General features: G+C 68.2%; 20 protein-coding genes. 9 read left to right on the forward strand and 11 right to left on the reverse strand.

The features are described from left to right. Positions 1–148: 148 nt before the first annotated feature. Positions 149–352: a cold-shock protein gene (locus ACFY01_RS38320; RefSeq protein ID WP_004984723.1), complete on the reverse strand. Its 204-nt coding sequence runs from the start codon at positions 350–352 to the stop codon at positions 149–151. Positions 353–640: 288 nt separating this feature from the next. Here ACFY01_RS38320 and ACFY01_RS38325 point away from each other — a divergent pair, with 288 nt between their 5' ends. After that, positions 641–1,489, forward strand: a complete 849-nt coding sequence (locus tag ACFY01_RS38325) for a menaquinone biosynthetic enzyme MqnA/MqnD family protein (RefSeq protein ID WP_390740401.1) — start codon at positions 641–643, stop codon at positions 1,487–1,489. 45 nt (positions 1,490–1,534) lie between these two features. Then, on the forward strand, positions 1,535–3,232 hold the full coding sequence (locus ACFY01_RS38330; protein ID WP_390740402.1) for a serine/threonine-protein kinase: 1,698 nt from the start codon (positions 1,535–1,537) through the stop codon (positions 3,230–3,232). Here ACFY01_RS38330 and ACFY01_RS38335 read toward each other — a convergent pair. Beyond that, positions 3,225–3,731 carry a hypothetical protein gene (locus ACFY01_RS38335; RefSeq protein ID WP_390740403.1) on the reverse strand — a complete coding sequence of 169 codons (507 nt, stop codon included), beginning with the start codon at positions 3,729–3,731 and terminating at the stop codon, positions 3,225–3,227. The two genes, ACFY01_RS38330 and ACFY01_RS38335, sit on opposite strands and share 8 nt — an antisense overlap. A gap of 77 nt (positions 3,732–3,808) precedes the next feature. Beyond that, positions 3,809–8,440: an FtsK/SpoIIIE domain-containing protein gene (locus ACFY01_RS38340; protein ID WP_390740404.1), complete on the reverse strand. Its 4,632-nt coding sequence runs from the start codon at positions 8,438–8,440 to the stop codon at positions 3,809–3,811. 187 nt (positions 8,441–8,627) lie between these two features. Between ACFY01_RS38340 and ACFY01_RS38345 the strand changes: the two genes are divergently transcribed. The 6 genes from ACFY01_RS38345 (at position 8,628) to ACFY01_RS38370 (ending at position 12,472) form a co-directional block, all read left to right on the forward strand. Next, a complete protein-coding gene (locus ACFY01_RS38345) occupies positions 8,628–8,930 on the forward strand; it encodes a WXG100 family type VII secretion target (RefSeq protein ID WP_165955698.1) in 303 nt (100 codons plus the stop codon). A gap of 130 nt (positions 8,931–9,060) precedes the next feature. Continuing rightward, positions 9,061–9,375 carry a hypothetical protein gene (locus tag ACFY01_RS38350; RefSeq protein ID WP_390740405.1) on the forward strand — a complete coding sequence of 105 codons (315 nt, stop codon included), beginning with the start codon at positions 9,061–9,063 and terminating at the stop codon, positions 9,373–9,375. A gap of 26 nt (positions 9,376–9,401) precedes the next feature. Beyond that, positions 9,402–10,646: a putative T7SS-secreted protein gene (locus tag ACFY01_RS38355; protein ID WP_390740406.1), complete on the forward strand. Its 1,245-nt coding sequence runs from the start codon at positions 9,402–9,404 to the stop codon at positions 10,644–10,646. Positions 10,647–10,656: 10 nt separating this feature from the next. Beyond that, a complete protein-coding gene (locus ACFY01_RS38360; protein WP_390740407.1) occupies positions 10,657–11,232 on the forward strand; it encodes a hypothetical protein in 576 nt (191 codons plus the stop codon). Beyond that, positions 11,229–11,927 carry a hypothetical protein gene (locus ACFY01_RS38365; protein ID WP_390740408.1) on the forward strand — a complete coding sequence of 233 codons (699 nt, stop codon included), beginning with the start codon at positions 11,229–11,231 and terminating at the stop codon, positions 11,925–11,927. Before ACFY01_RS38360 ends, ACFY01_RS38365 begins: the two co-directional genes overlap by 4 nt. A gap of 38 nt (positions 11,928–11,965) precedes the next feature. Next, positions 11,966–12,472 (forward strand): hypothetical protein, encoded by a 507-nt coding sequence (locus ACFY01_RS38370; RefSeq protein WP_390740409.1) that lies wholly within the window; start codon positions 11,966–11,968, stop codon positions 12,470–12,472. Positions 12,473–12,542: 70 nt separating this feature from the next. On the opposite strand, the gene ACFY01_RS38375 is transcribed toward ACFY01_RS38370, so the two are convergent. From ACFY01_RS38375 to ACFY01_RS38410, 8 genes are all read right to left on the reverse strand, one after another. Next, a complete protein-coding gene (locus ACFY01_RS38375; protein ID WP_390740410.1) occupies positions 12,543–12,878 on the reverse strand; it encodes a hypothetical protein in 336 nt (111 codons plus the stop codon). Continuing rightward, positions 12,871–13,251: a hypothetical protein gene (locus ACFY01_RS38380; protein WP_390740411.1), complete on the reverse strand. Its 381-nt coding sequence runs from the start codon at positions 13,249–13,251 to the stop codon at positions 12,871–12,873. The genes ACFY01_RS38375 and ACFY01_RS38380 overlap by 8 nt, the downstream gene beginning before the upstream one ends. Before the next feature lie 32 nt (positions 13,252–13,283). After that, positions 13,284–13,622, reverse strand: a complete 339-nt coding sequence (locus tag ACFY01_RS38385; protein ID WP_390740412.1) for a hypothetical protein — start codon at positions 13,620–13,622, stop codon at positions 13,284–13,286. Between the two features lie 29 nt (positions 13,623–13,651). Next, a complete protein-coding gene (locus tag ACFY01_RS38390; RefSeq protein ID WP_390740413.1) occupies positions 13,652–14,344 on the reverse strand; it encodes a hypothetical protein in 693 nt (230 codons plus the stop codon). Positions 14,345–14,397: 53 nt separating this feature from the next. Next, positions 14,398–15,444: a hypothetical protein gene (locus ACFY01_RS38395; protein ID WP_390740414.1), complete on the reverse strand. Its 1,047-nt coding sequence runs from the start codon at positions 15,442–15,444 to the stop codon at positions 14,398–14,400. Continuing rightward, positions 15,432–16,088, reverse strand: coding sequence for a hypothetical protein (locus tag ACFY01_RS38400; RefSeq protein WP_390740415.1), 657 nt, complete (start codon positions 16,086–16,088; stop codon positions 15,432–15,434). The genes ACFY01_RS38395 and ACFY01_RS38400 overlap by 13 nt, the downstream gene beginning before the upstream one ends. 112 nt (positions 16,089–16,200) lie before the next feature. Then, positions 16,201–16,926 carry a hypothetical protein gene (locus ACFY01_RS38405; RefSeq protein ID WP_390740416.1) on the reverse strand — a complete coding sequence of 242 codons (726 nt, stop codon included), beginning with the start codon at positions 16,924–16,926 and terminating at the stop codon, positions 16,201–16,203. 67 nt (positions 16,927–16,993) lie between these two features. Beyond that, the gene (locus tag ACFY01_RS38410) at positions 16,994–17,923 is read right to left on the reverse strand and encodes a hypothetical protein (protein WP_390740417.1); all 930 of its coding nucleotides are present in this window, start codon (positions 17,921–17,923) and stop codon (positions 16,994–16,996) included. 285 nt (positions 17,924–18,208) lie between these two features. Here ACFY01_RS38410 and ACFY01_RS38415 point away from each other — a divergent pair, with 285 nt between their 5' ends. Then, positions 18,209–18,940, forward strand: a complete 732-nt coding sequence (locus ACFY01_RS38415) for a hypothetical protein (RefSeq protein ID WP_390740418.1) — start codon at positions 18,209–18,211, stop codon at positions 18,938–18,940. Positions 18,941–18,944 lie beyond the last annotated feature (4 nt).

Raw genomic sequence — 18,944 nt, forward strand, 5'->3', positions numbered from 1 at the left:
TGAATGAATGCCCAACGAATGCCCAACGAGCGCCCAACGAGCGCCCGACGAGCGCCCGACGAACATCCGCGGAAAAGGCAGGAGCCCCGTCGCCGGATGGCGCGGGGCTCCTTGGGTACTGCTAATCAGGCCGCTAATCAGTCTGTGATCAGACGGGGGTGACGTTCTCCGCCTGCGGGCCCTTCGGACCCTGGGTGACGTCGAAGCTCACCTGCTGGTTCTCCTCGAGGGAGCGGAAGCCGGTGGCGTTGATCGCGGAGTAGTGAACGAAGACGTCGGGGCCGCCGCCTTCCTGGGCGATGAAGCCAAAGCCCTTTTCGGCGTTGAACCACTTCACGGTTCCGGTAGCCATAAGCCCTCCTTGGGCCCAAAGGGTCGCCCTGCTCCAGAACCCTGCAAGCGTGAAAGCAAGTGCCGCACAACTGCATACGTCTGAAAACGACTAGAGCCCGCGGTTACATGCTCCGCAGGCTCTGTACTGCAAGGGAAACCAAACTGCAACTTGCGGCGAGCCTAGCACGTGGGCTCCCCGAAGCAATAGAGGTCAAGATCACGTCACCCGGAAGTTTGACCGCCAGATGGGCCAGTTGACCGAGGGGCCGCGCGCGGCACCGTATCGCAAGGGGTCTAGTCTCGCGATGTGGACAATTCTCGCACCCGACCGCGCGTCGGTCACATCCAGTTCCTGAACTGCCTGCCCCTCTACTGGGGGCTCGCGAGAACCGGCACCCTCCTCGACTTCGAGCTGACCAAGGACACCCCCGAGAAGCTCAGCGAGCAGCTGGTGCGCGGGGACCTCGACATCGGTCCCATCACCCTCGTGGAGTTCCTGCGCAACGCGGACGAACTGGTCGCCTTCCCCGACATCGCCGTGGGATGCGACGGACCGGTGATGTCCTGCGTGATCGTCTCCCAGGTCCCCCTCGACCAGCTGGACGGCGCCCGGGTCGCCCTCGGCTCGACCTCCCGCACCTCCGTCCGCCTCGCCCAGCTGCTGCTCGCCGACCGCTACGGCGTCCGGCCCGACTACTACACCTGCCCGCCCGACCTCAGCCTGATGATGCAGGAGGCCGAGGCCGCCGTACTGATCGGGGACGCGGCGCTGCGGGCCAACCTGCTGGACGGGCCGCGCTACGGGCTCGAGGTGCACGACCTCGGCGCGCTGTGGAAGGAGTGGACGGGGCTGCCGTTCGTCTTCGCGGTGTGGGCCGCCCGGCGGGAGTACGTCGAGCGCGAGCCCGACATCACCCGTCAGGTGCACGAGGCCTTCCTCTCCTCCCGCAACCTCTCCCTGGAGGAGGTCGGCAAGGTCGCCGAGCAGGCGGCCCGCTGGGAGGACTTCGACGAGCGGACCCTGGAGCAGTACTTCACCACCCTCGACTTCAGCTTCGGCGGGCCGCAGCTCAACGCGGTCGCGGAGTTCGCCCGGCGAGTGGGGCCGACGACCGGCTTCCCGGCGGACGTGAAGGTGGAACTGCTCCAGCCGTAATCACTACGCTGCTGGCAGCCAGGCGTACGGGGGAGAGGGGACGCCATGCAGCCGCTCGCGGCCGACGAACCTGCCGTCATCGGGCCCTACCGGCTGCTCGGCCGGCTCGGCGCGGGCGGCATGGGGCGGGTGTACCTCGGCCGCAGCGCGGGCGGCCGGACCGTCGCGGTCAAGATCGTTCACCCGCACTTCGCGCTGGACGAGGAGTTCCGCGCGCGGTTCAGGCGCGAGATCGCGGCCGCCCGGCGGGTCGGCGGCGCCTGGACGGCCCCCGTCCTGGACGCCGACCCCGAGGCCCCCGTGCCGTGGGTCGCCACGGCGTACGCGGCCGGGCCGACCCTCGCCGCGGCGGTGGAGGCCGACGGTCCGCTGCCCGTGCCCTCCGTACGGGCCCTGGGCGCCGGCCTCGCCGAGGCGCTGGCGGCCGTCCACGAACTGGGCCTGGTGCACCGGGACGTCAAGCCGTCCAACGTCCTGCTCACCCTCGACGGCCCCCTCCTGATCGACTTCGGCATCGCCCGCGCCACCGACGGCACCGCGTCCCTGACCTCCTCCGGCGTCTCCGTCGGCTCGCCCGGCTACATGTCGCCCGAGCAGATCGTCGGCAAGGGCGTCACCGGCGCGGCGGACGTCTTCTCGCTCGGCGCGGTCCTGGCGTACGCGGCGACCGGCGAGCCGCCCTTCCCTGGGGACTCCTCGGCCGCGCTGCTCTACAAGGTCGTCCACGAGGAGCCGGAACTCGGCACGCTCGGCGGAGAGTTGCGGGAGGCGGCCGAGGCCTGCCTGGCGAAGGACCCCGGCCGGCGGCCCGCCCCCGGTGACCTGGCCCGGCGCCTGGCCCCCGACGGCGCGGCCCGCCTGGTCGCGGGCGGCTGGCTGCCAGGTCCCCTGGTCGAACGGGTCAGCCGCAGCGCCGTACAGCTGCTGAACCTGGAGGCCGCGGAGGCGGTGCCGTCCGGGCCGGTGGGGTTCAGCAGCCCTTCGGTGGGCGGCGTGTCAGGCGTCGGGGCGGGGCAGTTCGGGCCGGCGCCGGTGATGCCGGGGGCGGGGGCGGACGGGGTCGCCGAGGCGGCCATGCCCGAGCCCCGAGACGCGCCGCCGCCGCCCTTCGAGGAGCGGCCGGGCAAGGTCTCCGTCACCATGGCGGCCAGCTCCACACCGGGTGAGGGGGGCCGTGGCCGCCGGGTGAGTTGTACGGTGGCGCTCGCCGTCGCGGGGGCGCTCGCGGGGGTGACGGTGGGACTGGGATTCCTCGTCCGGCCGATGATCGGCGCCGATCACGACGACACCTCCGGGGCCAAGGCCTACTCGCCGGCGCCGAGCACCGCCTCCAGCGCAACCTCCAGCCCCGTCGAGGGCAGCGAGTCCAGCGCCGCCGTGACCCCCGCCGACACCGTCCCGGCCCGCTATCAGGGAACCTGGGAGGGCCAGGCCACCGCCCTCGACGGCAACCTGCCCGTCGGCACGTTCCGGCTGACGGTCCACCAGGCCACAGTGGGGCGGGAGTTGGGTCGGCTCACGCAGACCGACCAGCTCGGCGGCGTGTGTACCGACGTACTCACCCTGAAGCAGGTGACGAAGACGCGGATCCTCGCCACCTCGGTGGGCGCCAAGGGCAACCACGACGGCTGCAACCCGGCAGCCCACCAAGTGGAGCTGACGCCGGTCGGCGACGACCTGAAGTACACCTCGGACAGCTCGGCGGAGGGCAACCCGGTGTCGCGGATGTCGAAGGTCAAGTAGCGGGCGGGGACTTCCGGTCGGCGATCCTGACGAGGACGGCGATCAGCAGCGCGGCCGTCACGAGTGACGCGAGCAGGCCCACCGCCCACAGCCAGGGATAGTGGACGTGGACCCAGCAGGCGTGGCCCTCGCTGTAGCAGTCGCCGTCCCAGTCCCGGCGGCGCTTGGGACGGAAGGTGCTGAAGATCACGACGGTCAGGACCCAGCCCAGGGCGAACCCCGGCAGGCCGCCGACCGCCCACGCCGTCGAGCGCACCTTGCTCTTCTTCCAGTTCATCCGGGACAGGGGCGCGATCAGCGCGGCGAGCGCGAGCGGCAGCAGGGCGCCGACGGTGGCGGCGAAGGCATAGGCGCCCCCCGGCCAGGCGGGAGCCAGTTCGCCCCACACCTCGTCGCCCCAGGCGTAGTCGGCCAGGGCCATCGGCACGATCAGCGCCAGGAAGCCGAGCAGTATCCCCACGAAGCCCAGACAGGCGAAGTCCCGCTTCTTCGCAGGCACCCCAGGCCGCCGCCCGTGCTCGTACCGCAACCCGGCCGGCGCCGCCCTCCTCCGCTTCGGCCTGGCCGACCCGCCACTCACCCGGGGATCACGACCGTACGCAGTTCCCCGTCCCCCAGGTGCAGCATCCCCTTGCCGGGCACCACCTGTCCGCCCACCAGGCTGCGGTTGAGCCGTACGCCGACGAGGTCGCCGCTGGAGGTGTCCTGCGGGGAGAGCAGGATGCCGCGGCGGCCCTTCTTGGCGTCGACCTGCCAGCCGGAGAAGCCGCTGCACACGTCCTCCTCGTCACCGGCGATGACGAGGGCGAGGCCGCGTTCGGCGCCGCGCGAGACGATCTTCTTCATGTGGCTCTCGGCGTCGCAGTCCTCGAGGATCTCGCCGTCGTCGACGAGCACGGCGACGGGCTCCTCGACGGACGCCGAGTCGATGACCTCCTCGAAGTCGTCCTCGTCGATGTCGTCGCCGGTGAACACCTTCAGCACGCCCTCGGTGCCGTCGAGCCCGCGGAGCGGGGACTGGCGGGGGGCCGCGACGACCAGGCGTACGCCCTGCGCGAGGAAGGACTGGGCGAAGTTCATCAGGACCGTCGAGCGGCCGGACTTGGCCGGGCCCGCGATGACGAACGTCGGCACGCCCTCGGCCAGGTCCGGGCCGAAGCCCACGATCTCGTCGCCGCCGATGCCCGCCAGCGCCCACAGCCGGGACCGGGAGGCCTCCGGATCGCGCATCTCCCAGGCGTCGGTGAAGGAGATCCTGCTGGGCAGGCTGTCGACGCGGAAGGGGCGCCGGGCGCGCGGCACGGAGGCGTCCCGGGCCGTCGCCGCCTCGCCGATCGCGGAGATCGCCGCCGCCTGGCCCTGGCCGGTCGTGTCCTGAGTCAGCAGCGCGAACTGCGTCTCCGTACCCGACTCGTTGCGGAAGGCACGGCCCGGCGGGATCTCCTCCGGGACCTTGCGGGCCGGGATGCCGAGCGTCGAGAAGTCGCTGCGGTCGGCGAGCCGGAGGCCGTACTTGTCCTCGGTGAGCGTCGCTACACGGCCGACGAGCAGGGTGCGGTCACCGGTGATGACCAGGTGGATGCCGACGCTCGCGCCCTCCCGCATCATCGTCGTCAGCTCGTCCGTCAGCGACCCGTGGTCGATCTCGCCGAGCGTGGGCATCCAGCCCTCCCACCGGTCGAGGAGCACGACGATGTGCGGCAGCCGCTCGTCCTCGGGTGCCGCGGCCCGCTGCTCACCGATGTCGGCGTAGCCCTTCTCCGCCAACAGGTCCTGACGCCGGGAGAGTTCGCCCTTGAGCCGGTTGACCAGGCGGATCACCCGCTCGGTCTGGTTGCGGCCGACGACCGCGCCGCAGTGCGGCAGCCGGGTGAGGGCGTTCAGCGCGCCGTTGCCGCAGTCGATGCCGTACAGGTGGACGTCGGCGCAGGAGTGGGTGCGGGCGAGGGAGCCCGCGATGGTCCGCAGCACCTGGGAACGGCCGCTGCGGGGCGCGCCGCCGATCATGAGGTGGCCGAAGGTCGCGAAGTCGACCACGACCGGGCGGCGGGCCTGGTCGGCGGGCAGGTCCTCCACGCCGTACGGGGCGGGCGGCAGCTTGCCGGGGCCCGCGGCCACTGCCGCCGCCGGGGTCTCGATCTCGTCGAGCAGCAGCGTCTCGGACAGGGCGGGCAGCCAGGGGCTGTGCTGGGCGGGGATACCGAGCGTCCGGTTGGCGTCGCGGACCGCGTCCACCAGCACCTTCAGGTCGGTGATCTCCTCGTCCTCCCGCGCCTCGGACTTCGGCTTGGCGAGGGCGGCCCGGCCCAGGTCCTCCCAGGTCAGCTCGCCGACCCAGGGGGCGAGGGCCGCCGGGTCCGCCGCGCCGGGGCGACGGCCACCGACGCGGCCCGACTGGAAGGGGACGAGGGAGGCGTGCCCGAGGCGGACGTACGCCCGGCCCGGTGTGCTCTTGGAGATGTGGCCGGCCTCCGGCGAGTCGATGACGTCCGACGACTCACCGCCGTCCGTGACGCGCAGCGCGATACGCAGGTTGGTGTTGGCCCGGATCTCCGGCGAGACGACACCGCTCGGCCGCTGGGTGGCCAGCAGCAGGTGGATACCGAGGGAACGCCCTCGCTGGGCGATGTTGACGAGCCCGGTCACGAAGTCGGGCAGGTCGCGCACCATGGACGCGAACTCGTCGATGACGATGAGGAGTCGGGGCACGGGCGCGTGCGACGGATCCCTCCTCACCAGGTCCTGGTAGTCCTCGATGTCCTTGGCGTCGGCGGCGGCGAGGATGTGCTCGCGCCGCTTCAGCTCGGCGCCCAGTGACTCCAGTGCCCGCTCCACGAGGTGGGCGTCGAGGTCGGTCACCATGCCGACCGTGTGCGGCAGCTTCACACAGTCCTTGAACGCCGAACCGCCCTTGTAGTCGACGAGGACGAACGTCATGTTCTCCGGTGTGTTGGCCACGGCCAGCGACGCCACGATGGTCTGGAGCAGCTCCGACTTACCGGAACCGGTCGTACCGGCGATGAGACCGTGCGGCCCGTCGCGCCGCATGTCGATGCCGAAGGAACCGTCGTACGACTCCCCGATCACCGCCATCGTCGACTGCCCGCCCATCCGCCAGCGCGCCACGATGGCATCGCCGGTCGGCGGTTCCAGCTGGAGCACGTCCAGCAGCCGGCTGGCACCCGGCAGCGCCGAGTCCTCGGTCTCGCCGCTGATGTCCCGCAGCGGCGACAGGGCGCGGGCCAGCCGCAGGCACCAGGCGGGCGAGACGAAGTCGGGCCGTACGTCCGTCAGCCGCTCGGCCCCCGCCTCCTCGACCCGCAGCCGCAACTCCTGCGCCTGCTGCACCTGTTCGACCTGCGGATCGGTGCTCTGCCAGGCTTGGTGGAAGGAGGGAAAGCCACCGGCCGGGAACCCACCGGCGGCCTGCTGCCGCACGGGTTGCTGCCCGGCGGCGTCGTACTCCCGCGCCTTGGGCTCGGCGACCACGAACGCCTGGCACTCGCCCGGCAGGAACCGTTCCTCGGCGTCGAGGCAGACGGCGTACACGGACACGGCGGGCCCCTCCCGCAGCAGCCGCACCACGCCCGGCAGGGACCGCAGCCGCCGTGACCCGTCCCATACGACGACGATGTCCGGCTCGCTGAACGAGGTGCCCTGACCGCGATTGTTCTCGGCGGCCTTCTTCCGGGCGTCGAGGATCTGCGTCAGCTCGCCGATCCGGGCGCCGACGGTCTCGGCGTCGGTCCCGATGAGGACGTTCGCGTCCTGACCGCCGCCCGGCCTCGCATGCGGCAGCCACCGCACCCAGTCCCAGCTGTCCCGGGCGGAGTTCTCGCTCAGTACGTAGAACTGCACGTCCATGGGGCTGTGCAGCGCCGCCGTCTGCGCGACGGCCCAACGCCCCAGCGCCCGCGCGGAGTCACCCGGGCCCGCCATGCCGATGACGCCGAGGGAACGCAGCGAGAGGGCGACGGGAGCGTCCTCGATGTACCAGGTCACCTGGCGCCGGTGGTCGTCCTGTTCGGGATCGTCGAGCACGACCTCCGACGGCAGCCGCCCGGTGCCGAAGCGGACGAGGAGATGGTCGCGGTCGGTGCGCCGGCGCTCCCACAGCCGGGTACGGGGCCCGGTGCCGAGGGAGAGCACGGAAGCCGGATCGGGCACGGCGCCCCGCCGGTCCTGCCGCTCGGCGATGAGGGCGTCCTGCGCGTCCTTCTCGATCCGCTCCTTCTGCTCCTTGTACTCCTTGACCTGCTTCGCATGGGACTTGCGGCCGTGCTTCTTGTCCATGAAGTAGTTGGCGAACAGCATGATGGGGCTGAGCCCCGCCATGATCAGGTAGTACCAGCGGTGGAAGATGAGCACGGACACGACCGAACCGACGAGCGGCGTCAGCGCCATCAGCCAGGGCAGCGGCCGGGCCTCGTACTCCCGCGGCGGCGTAGGCAGCCGGAACTTGGTCTGCCGCTCGGGCGGCCGCAGCCGCGGCGGCCGGTTGTAGTCGAGCCCGACCCCGTCGTCGGACCACTTCAGGGCGGCGTTGGGCGGGGTGTAACGGGCCAGCTCCAGCAGTGTGTTGCCGATGGCTATCTGCCCGCCGAGAGGCCACTCGTCACCGTCGATCGGCTTGCCGTCGAGAGTGACGCCGCCCCCACCCTGCCCCTCGTCCCGGGTCTCCTGATGGACGACGACGCGGCAGCTGCCATCGGTTGCAACTGACAACGTCAGCGCACGCGCATCCACTTCGGGATCGTCGATCCGCACGTAAGAGGCCGCCCCGCTGCCGATGTCGTACCGCCCGACACCCAGCCGGTGCACGAACCCGGCGGCGGGCCCGCCGGCCACCCGCAACTCGACCAGCCCGGTGGGCTCACCGGGCAGACACCCGGCAGGGTCCTGGAGACTGACGACCGCGCCCTCCCGCAGCGGCGACCCGACGACGGTCGCGCCGGGATCGACGGCATACCCGTCCACATACACCTGCGGACCACTACCGCGCGCGACGGCCGGAAGGCTCTGCCCGCCCCGCCCGGCTTGCCCGCCCTGCCCGGCTTGCCCAATGGGAATGACCTGAGCACCCCCTTGGCCCACCTGCTTGGCGAGCTCCTGCGCGATGTCCCCCACGGTGGACTCGGGGTCGGCGTCGAGCACGACGTCGGCCGAGCCCCCGCCGAACGGGTCGACGACGGTCAGAGTCAGGCGCACGCTTGTCCTCCCCAGGCCGCTGTGGCCGCCACAGTGCAAGTGACGATATCCGCTCTTCCCGAAGGCAACGAACCTCGTTCCCGGATCGGGGATGTGACACCTCGAGCCACCCCCGTAAGCTGCTGCCGCAAGACTGACAGGGAGCCACGGGGGTTGGCCCTGCGGCGTTTTGAAGAGGGAGCGGTTCATGGCCAAGGACCTTGATGTCACATACCAGGACATGCGCGACGCAGCCAAGCACGTCGTGAAGGAGAAGGAAAAGCTCCACGAGAAGCTCGACGCCCTCCGCAAGTACATCGCCAACCTGGTCGAGTCCGGCTACGTCACCAAGAGCTCCTCGAAGGCCTTCGACGAGAACTTCGACGAGTTCGTCCGCGGCGCCAAGGACACGGTCGACGGCCTCGACGGCATGGGCGACTACCTCACCAACGCGGCGGACAAGTTCGAGCAGATCGACGACGAACTGGCGAAGGCGGCTCGGAGCAAGTGAACTGCCGCTGAGTAAACGGGGGTGGTGCGACCGGCTGGTTCGCCGCAGGGCGTACCACCCCCTTCGGCGACGAAGTCGTTACCGTGCCACCGGCACATCAATGAGATCGGTGATTCAAGGGGGCCCCGGCGTGGCTGACAGGATGAGAGCGGACCTCGACATGATCAAGGACTGCTCGGACGCGCTGTTCGCCATTCACAAGGAGTTCGACAAGCACGGCAATCCGGCCGACGGCTACGACGAGGCCCTGGGCAGCGACAAGCTCCGCGACGTCTTCGACGACTTCTCCGACACGTGGAAGAAGAACCGCAAGAAGTTGATGGAGGACATCGAGGGCCTGGCCAAGTTCACGGCGAACGCAGCCAAGACCTATGACAAGTTGGACCATGAGCTCGCCAACGCCCTCCGTGACGCCAGGAAGAGCGGAAAGAAGGGGAAGAAGTGACCGCCCGCCCCAGGGACTGGTCGCCGATGTACGACTCCGACCCGGTACCCGGAGACCCGTACGAAGTGGCACAGCTCGGCAAGAAGCTGCGCGCCATGGCCGAGGAGATCGACAAGCAGGCACGGAACATCAAGGCACTGTCGTCGGTCGACGGCTGGGACAGCGAGGCCGGGCGGGCCTTCCACGACACAGCGGGTGACACCTCGGGTCGGCTGAAGAAGGTGTACGACCGCTACGACGAAGCCGCGACCGCGCTTGGCACGAAGGTGCACGAAGGCGATGTCGAGTCGGATGAATACGCCAGCGAACTGCACCGGGCACAGCGCATGGCGGACAAGGCCCTGGACGACTTCCGTGCCGCGGAGGTCGATCACAAGGCGGCTCTGAAGGTGCTGGAGCCGTACAAGGGGACTGTCCCATCCAAGGAAGACCACGCGGAGCGTACGAAGCAGGAGAAGAAGCGGGACGACGCCGCGGATCTCATGGCCAAGGCGGTCAGCAGGATCAAGGTCGCGGAGAGCATCCGTGACGAGGCCGCGAAGCGCGCGGCCAAGAGAATCAAGGGCGTGATCTATCACGACGGCATTCACGACCCCGGCGGGTTCATGGACTGGATCGCGGACCACGCGGACTGGTTTTCGACCGCTGCCACGATTCTGGCAGCGGCGGCCCTGGTTGCGGCGGTCGTCCTGTCGGGCGGCACCCTTGCCGTGTTCCTTGTCGCAGCAGGGTCCATAATGAGTGCCACAGCGCTGACCGGTCGTCTCTACGACTACTTCGCTCGCGGTGGAAAGCTTGACCTTCTGAAGATAGGCACAGACGTACTGGGAATCCTGCCCGGCCTGGGCGCACTGAAGGGACTCTCGGCGGAAGCGAAGGGAATGCGGCTGCTCGCCGCAAAGCAGGGAGTCTGGGGCGGATTCACCAATGGTTGGGGTGTGCAGAAGATCAACCAAGGTGTCAGTTTGGCCTCCAAATACCTCGCGAAAAAGGGAATCACCAAGATCAGTCTGCCGGAGGCCGGGTTCGCCCCCGAGCTCATCACCCGGTACATCAAGGGTGGTGCGATCGGTAATCTCGCTGTGCATCTGGGGCTCGCTGCACAGCACGGTGACCGTTCAGACGGGCCCAGTTCGCCACCTGGCGATGCCCGACCCACCCCCGCGCCTGACATGACGCCCCCTTCTTCTGACTCGAAGACCCCTGCGCCGACGCCGCAGCCGAGCCCCTCGTCGGCGTCGTTCCACGCCGCTTTGGCACCTGCCGGATGAGAAGAGTCATATGATGGGCGACTACCAGGCCCTTGAGTTCGGAAAGTTCATCGATGATCAGGGGACCACTCACGACATGGTCCCCTCTTCGGTCATTGCTGCCGTGCCGGCTGCCAAAGCGGCGGCTGAACGATACGGGCGAGAAGTGCGCTTCGACTTCCTCGATGACCGAGCTGTGCACTGGATGCTGTTCCAGCGGCGCGAGGACACCGCGAAGGGCGGTCTCCTGGGCTGTCTCCTAGCCCTGCCCGTCTTGGTGCTGGGGGTTGGAGCCTGGCCCTTCTGGGACCTTGTTGCATCCAGGAAGTCGCGTCAGTTCCAGATCGCCTTCCTTGTCGCCGATGCGCTACTGCTCATTGCAATCACCGCGGGAATCCTTCTCCTGCGAATGCGGGATCTGCGTCAGAAGTCCATTCGGAACACGCGATGCAGGGCACGCCTTTATCGCGAGATTGTCGGTATCGCCCGACGAGGTGGCGCGGACATTCCCCGCCTGTACCCTTATTATGGGATGTATGCAACATCTCGCAAGTTTTTCCCTGAAGCGCCCGACCGTCCTATCCCCGACCAGGAACAGCCCTCGTGACGTTCGAAACCGAACTGCCCGCGCTGGTCCCGACAGGGGCCGCTCCCCCCGCCCTGCGAGCGGATGACATTCACGTTCGCTGGGTGATGCCCGAAGTCTTCCATGACTTGCCCATCCACGAGACGGACGACGAGGCGGTTCGTCTGCTGGATGAACTGGCGGACAAGGCCCTTCCGGAAGCTGGGGAAGACGACAAGACGCGGCTCGGCCTCGTCTGTGCACTCACCGTCGGTGACCTCCAGGCCATGGGAGCCGGCTATGCGAGCATCTGCCTGACCGCAGTCGAAGGCGCACCTTGCACAGCGACGGTCTTGGTCTCCCTGATCAACAGCCCCGAAGTCGAAGGAGGTGTGCGAAGCGCGGCGAAAGCCATCGCGTCGAGCCTCCGCCGGGCCGGGGCGGGCGAGATCGCCGAGGTCGAACTTCCCTGTGGCTGGGCCGTCTCGTGCATCGGTGCCCGGGACGCGCAGCTCGCCGGGGACCTGACCGAGACTGGCGAAAGTCTCACGTTCCCCACCTGGTACGTACGCGTCTACGTCCCGCTCCCGAACGGCACGACCGTCACCATGGAGATGGCAACGCCCACGCCGGCCGGCTGGGAGGCTTTCTCCACCATGTTCGGCAATACCGTCAGCAGCATTCGTCTATTCCACGCCGACGGTTCGCCCCTCATCACCTCTGAGGCAGGAGCGTGAACGCGTTTGAGGCTCCACCCTCCGATTATCGCCTTCTCGTGCCCCGCGACTGGTTCCGGGTCGATCTCACGCGGGAGCGCTGGCGGCATCAGCTGAAGACCTTCGTGGACAAGGAGACCACGAGGAACAGCGTCCCACCGGAGGTCGCCCGCAGCGTTTGGACCACTTTGCGCAACACCGCCGAGAGCAGCCTGACACAAGGAGCGGTGGAGTTCTTCCTCAAGACGGAGGTGCCCGGGAGTTCGGCGCTGCCGGCCTCTCTGCTCATCTCACTAGTACCGATGCCCCCAGGGCAGGGCCCGGGCGCAGACGAGTTGTTCCGTGAGCTGACAAGCCGGGCCGACTCGGATGCAGCGGTGGAGGTCGTCCAACTGCCCGCAGGGCAGGCGGTGCGCACGCTCACGAAGACGACTATGGGCTTCCACGTGCGCATGCCGGGAGAGGTTGGGTACTTGCTTCTCGCGTTCTCCGTTCCGCTCTGCGGCACGGAGGGCCCCATGGGAAACTTGTGCGACGCCATCGCACATTCTCTCCGGTGGGTCTGACCGCGTGACAGGCCCTCGGTTGAGTGGGCAGAGCCTCCTGAGGTGATCGCGCGCCCTTGAGCCGCTGCCGCTACCTGTTGACCGCTGCTTTCTGTACGGTGACGTGCTGCGTCGCCCCCAAAATTCCGTCGGGCAGGTGCGGGACCACGGGCAGGTACAGCATCAGCCCGTCGTTCTTGGCAGTCTGCCTCGCCGCCTTCTTGAGCTGCTTGAACAGCTCCATGCGGGCCTTGCTGACATCGTCCTTGGGGAGGTCCTGCGGCAGGTTCGCGATGGAGCGGTCGATGATCCGCAGGATGGTGTCGTTCATCGACTCGCTCTGGAGCGGGATCCGGTCCCAGCCCGGCGGCGGTACGAGGTTGTAGCCGACCGGCGTGGAACGGCGCTGCTCGTCGAGTTCAGGCACGGCTGGACCTTTCGGCGATCCAGGAGCCCACGACGAGCAGCGGGGTCACGAGGGCGGCGAACACGCCCGGCCAGAAGCCGGTGACCAAGGAGGCGAGGGCGAGACAGAAGGAGAGCCCCAGAGGCTGGGTCAGTCCCTGGGGCCGGCTCGAGTGCCGTGGGTGGCGGATGAAGAGCGAGAGCAGCGTGAGGATGGCCACGGACACGATGCCGCGCTGCAACCAGTACAGCGACTCTTTGGCGGTATCGGGCAGCCGGGTCGCCACCACGACGACCGCGATGGAAGCCAGGCCGACGATGACGCACAACTTGGCGACAGCGATCTCACCGCCGCCCAGCCGTCCCAGGAATCCGGTCTGTGTGTTGGGGTTCATTGCGCTGTGACTGTCTCTTCCGGTGAGGCTCTCTACCAGTGCGTGTCTTGGGGCAGCTTCCACAACTCGCCCTTGCCGTCCCCATAGGGTGCGTAATAGGGCTTGTCGGGGAATACGGGGCTCTCGCCGAGTGCCTTGTCGGTGAAGTCGGCGGCCGTACCGAAGGTCGCGGCGCCGACCGCCGTACGGTAATAGGCCTCCGAGCGGCCGAGAGCATTGGCTGCGTTGGGGAACGTTCCCGCGTTCTGACGGATGTTCTCGACCAGCGCACGGGCGTCGGAGTCACCCAGGCCGAGACGTTCCAGCCGACTGAGTGGAACCTCCGCCTCGTCGGCCACGCGGCCGACGTTGTCCAGGATTTCCCTGCGCATGCGGTTGAGCGTCTGGCCGCCGAACTGCCTTAGTCCGTCATCGGTGGTCTCCGCGATAACCCGCTGGATACCCTCAGCGCCGACTTGTTGGCCCGCACGGCGGCCTTGAGCCGGCTCAGACGCTGAGCTTTCGAAGCAGCCTTGACGGCGTTGTTCGCAACCTTCAGCTTCGACAGCATTCCCACGCCGAGAGCCATGGTGACGAGACCGATGCAGTCGACCGTGACTTCGGCGAGGCTGGCCTCACCCGCCAGGTACATGAGGAATCTCGATGCGGCGATGAAGATCGAGATGCCGATGACGAGAACATTGAGACCAGGGATGAAGAGCGCGATGAAGCCGAGTACCGCCGCCACCCAGCCGAGGGCGTCGAGTACGAACTTGATGGCATCGATGTTGTCGTGAATCCAGCCCTTGACGTTGTCCCACCAGCTGTCCTCGATGACGTCGTCCAGTTGCTCACCGATCTTCCCCGCGTAGTGCGCGGCGCGCTTGTGGCGGTCGCCGGTGATTCGGTCGAGCTGGGGGCGGTACTTCTGTAGTGGGTCCTCGTCCGTCCCCTTGTCCGAGTACGCACCGCTGTCACCGGACTTCTTCTTGGCCTTGTCGGCCTCCAGCTCTTCCTGCTCCTTCTTGGCGTTCGCCAGGACCTTATCCGCGTCCGACTGGAAATCCTCCAGCTCATTGGCCCAGTTGCTCAGATGGCCGTGGCTGCTCTCCAACGGCCGGGTTTTGTCGAGGTCCCCGCCTTCGGCTCCTCCCTTCGGGTGCCGTCTTACCTGTTGACCGCCTGTACTTCCTGCACGGTGACGTCCTGCGTCGCCCCGAAGGTGCCATCGGGAAGGTCACCGCCCGCGCCGCCGGACCCCGTCCAGCTGATCTGCCAGGTGACGGTCGCCTTCAGCTTGTACGTGCCGTCTCCGGAGGAGCGGAGGTACTTGATGCCGCAGGGCGGGGTCTGGTCGGCCTTGCCCTTGGCGTAGGGCTCACCGATGGAGCCGTCGGCGTTGATGGCGCACTCGCCGGAGGCCGGGTAGGTCTGGGCGTCGCTGGTGCCGGGTTCGAGTTTGAGGGAGACCGGCATCGCTGTGGTTGTGGCCTGGATGTTGAGACCCGCTACGTTGAGGGAGGCGGTCACCGAGACGTCCTTGAACTTGGCCTTGTCCAGCCAGGCCCAGGTCGGGAGGTTGACCTTGGTCGTATTCGCCGGCGCCAGCGTCACCTCTGTGGTCGGCAACTGAATGCGATTGTAAGCGAGTTCGGCGAGTACTTGCGGAGTGACCGCGTTCTTGACCTTCGGGGTGTCACCGTTCTCGACCCAGAAGGGGAGCTCGCTGCAGTCCCAGGCGCCGGGTTCGTCGAGGCGGTTGTCGTCCTGGACCGCCACCCACCAGTTACCCTCGTCCTTCTTGTCGAGATTGTAGTTCTTGTACTTGCCGTCCTTGTAAATGTCCCGGAACTGGCCCGTCGCGGCCTTGGCATAGTCGGGCTGCGCGGGGTTGTTCACCACCTCGTCATAGCTTGCCTCGGTTCGTTTGGCGAAGTCCCTTGCCGAGATCGGCTCGTACCAGCAGGCGGGCGGGGTCCAGTCACCGACGGGGGTCACCGCTTGCGACGAGCTGCCGCTACCGCCCCGAGTTGATCCGGAGAATGTGATCCGGGACTCGATGGACCCGCCCGCTTGCTTTCCACTGCTGTGGTAATTGCCCTGGGAAGAGCCGCCGTGATGCCGGTCAGCGAACGCCGTGCCGGGTAGCAGGGCGAGTGTGGTGGCCGTTCCGGAAACGAGGAGCCACTTCGCGCGCGATGTCACGGCGTGCATTTCTCGCTGCCCCTCTCGGAAGCCAGCTTGCTCGTCTGCCAGACACCCTGCGAGTTCTGATCCATCCGGGTGTTGTAGAAGACGTAGGACTTGTTGGTCACAGCGGTCTTGTCGACCTTGCCCGTCCTGCGGTCCTTGTCGTACGCCTTACTCTCGTCCGCGCAGTACGTGAGTGCCACAGAACCCTTGTCGAGCTTCGTGAGCTGCGGGTTGTAGTAGCGGGTCGCGCCAGTGATCGTGTAGTCGTCGTCGGTGTAGCCCTTGATCCAGTCAGCGGCACCGAGCAGCGCGTCACCCGTGTAATAGAACGGGATTGCCTTCGAGTTGACGTTGTCACCAGTGATGGCGGCGTCAGTCGCGTCGATGCGTCGTTTCGTGTCTTCGAGTGCCGCAGCATCCGATGTGTCGTTCGAATGCCAACCCTCGTAGACGTTCTTCACGTCCGAAGGCAGTGACACGTCGGGACGCTTGACGGTGTCGCCGGCTGACGCGCTCGGTGCGGCGGACTTCGTGGCCTTGCCCGTGTCCGCACCTGCGATCTTGTCTTTGGACTCGGCCTTCTCGCCCCCGTCCCCGCAGGCCGCGAGCAGGAGTGTCGCCGTTGCGGCGAACGCGATGGCAACGGGCAAAGGGCGGCGCTTCACAGTGGACTCCCCGTGAGACGTAGACGCGGTTGTGGGCAATGACGTTATCGGTGAGGTTCGTGGTTTCGCCAGGCTGGACCGAGGCTCTTCCCGGCTGCGAAGACTCCAGGATTCAGCCCAGCTTCGAGCTCTGCGCCGCCACCACCGACGCAGGCAACTTGGCGTCACTCGGCCTCGCGTTGGCGATGGCGATGCCGTTCACGGAGAAGTAGACGCCGATGACGTCCGCGTTGCGGACCACCTCGGTGTGCATGGTGTGGGTGGCGCCCCGGAAAGACATCGTGGCCTTGAAGCCGAGGGACTCGTCGCCGACGGCCGTGACCCGCTCGGTGGTGAGGGAGGCGTACGTCGTCGTACCGCCGCTCGCCTTGGCCGTGAAACCGCCCGTGCAGGCCTTCACCGACTTCGAAACGTCGGCCATGACCTTCTGCGCTTCGTCGGAGTCGTATGCGGCGAGCGTGATGTAGGTGAACCCGTCGAAGTCCGCGGCCTTCTCCTTGGCGACCACGCGGGTGAGGTCCGCCTTCGGTTCCCCCAGGGGGAGTTGATTCATCGCGTACGCCAGAGAGGTACACGCCTGCTTGTTCACCGTGACCTCGTCCCGGGACTTGGCGAAGACGAAGTCGGTGTTCGGCTTGCGCACGATGAATCCCTTGACATCCGCGTCGGTGACCATGAGCTTTGCGATCCGCGCGGACGGGCTCACCTCAGGCGCCGACGAGACGGACGCCTTCGGCTTGTCGGCGACGGCGTCCGAGTCGGCGGTCCCGCCACACGCGCTGAGCGTGGCGAGGACCAGCATGGTCATGGCGGAGGCAGCAAGCGGGGCCTGCTTCATGGGGGGGCTCCTGTTCGGGGCTGTTGGTGGTTCTGCGTGTCTGGGAAGAGGGGGCGAACGACGCAAGCTACTCGTCCAGCAACCTCCGCAGCACAGCCGACAGTTCCGGCACCCGCGCCCCGCCCGCCTGCGCCGCCACCACGGCCCTGGCATACGCGGCCGCCTCGGTGCGGAGGCGTTGCTTCTCGGCGCCCTGGCGCATGCCTGCCAGCCAGATCAGGATCGCCAGGGGAACGAGGCCGAGGGTGCCGTAGCCGATGGGTTCGTCCGACGTTGCCGCCCACAGGGCACCGACGACTCCCGCCAGTGCCAGCAGGCAGCCGGCCTCGTCGTGCCAGCCGCCCTGGTCGGCGATCGTTTCGTACGCGGTGACCGCGGGGGGTTTCGGGGGGACCGGGGGCGGGGTGCGCTCGCTCAGGTCCGTCTCGCCGCGGCCCGGCCCCTCGTGCTCGTTCGGGGGATCCTCCCTCTCCGCCGGTACTCCCTCGTACGAGGGAATCGGCGCCACGGCCTTCCCGCCTCCCTCCCCGCCCGGGCCGGAGGTACGGCCCTCCAGCCATCCGGGGACGTACTCCAGCGGCAGCCCGTGTGCCCGGGCCACCCCCAGCACCTCGCGGTAGCCGGTGAGCGTCGGGTGGGTCAGGGCGCGCTTCCAGTGGACGCGGGTCTGGACGAGGGCCGCTACGGCGATGACGAGCAGGGGGCCGGTGAGGAGGAGAGCCGTCTTGCCGGCCTGGGCGGGCAGGGTGGGGGGCAGGAAGTGGAGGAGTGCGCCGGCTGTGAGGGTGAGGCCGCCCAGCCATGCCAAGGGGCCGCGTCGGGTGGCGTCGAGGGCGCGGCGGTGTTCGGTGAGGAGCGCGGTCACCGCCGCGTCGTCCGTGTAGTCGACCCCGCAGCGTGCCCCGATCGCGCGGACCGCCGACAGGACGCGGGCGTCGGACGCCAGCGTCGCGCCGTTGAGGGGGAGGAGGCCGGGTGGTGTCGGTGTCCTCGTCACCGGAAGATCATGACATGGGGTGTTCGCTGGCGCACAGAGCCCCGGCCCTGCGGCTCCGGTCGCCCAATTGGCTTGTGGCGAGCGGTAGTTGCGGATTGAAATGGTGAGCAGGGTGAGGTCAAGGAGTGGGATCGCGCCTTGAGGGGCTTATGTACGACTGATACGGTGCGATCGCTTGACACTGACCCCGGCGATGGGTATCCGGCAAAAGGGATTCGCGGGTGAAGTGTCCGCTTTTGCAAGGCAATTGGCAGACATTTTCTTGGATGTACGGGGAGCGGTTGCGTGAAGATCCAAGAGCGTACGGGGGCGGGCGCCGGTCGTTCCGTCGCTCCGGCTCAGCCGTCGGTCGGGGACCGGCTTCCCACACCTCCACGTGAACGCAAGCCCGCGCTGGCCGCGCTCGCGGTGCTGCTGATCCTGCTCGGTGCGCTCGGGGCCACGACGCTCGTGCTGCGGGCCGGTGACCGGATCGAGGTCGTCAAGGTGACCAAGGACATCCAGCCCGGTGAGTCCGTCAGCGACAGCAACACGACGTCCGTCATGGTCGCCGCCGACGACAGCATCCACTACGTCAAGTGGGAGCAGCTGAGCCAGCTTCGGAAGCTCAAGGCCAAGAGCACGATCTACGCGGGCACCGTCGTCATCGGTGACATGTTCGCGGAGGGTGACTCCCTCCCGGCCGGCAAGGCCGTCGTGGGCGTCGCCCTCAAGGAGGGCCAGTACCCGGCGGACATCAAGTCCGGTGACACGGTGGCCGTGTACAACGTGGACACCGGTAGTTCGAGTTCGAACAAGACCGGCGGCTCCACGGCTGCTTCCTCCGGTGCGGCGATCGTCGACGGCGCGAAGGTGAGCAGCGTGTCCGACGACAGCGACGCCACCATCAGCACCGGCAACCTCTCCCTCACCCTCCTCGTGGACCAGTCCGACGCCGCCGCCGTGGCGCGTGCCGCGTCCGCCGGGGCGGTGGCCATCGTGCACGTCTCCGGCAACGGCTCCGGCACCAGCAACTAGAAGG

Origin of the sequence: Streptomyces sp. NPDC001480, assembly GCF_042894725.1 — a bacterium.
GTDB lineage: Bacteria > Actinomycetota > Actinomycetes > Streptomycetales > Streptomycetaceae > Streptomyces.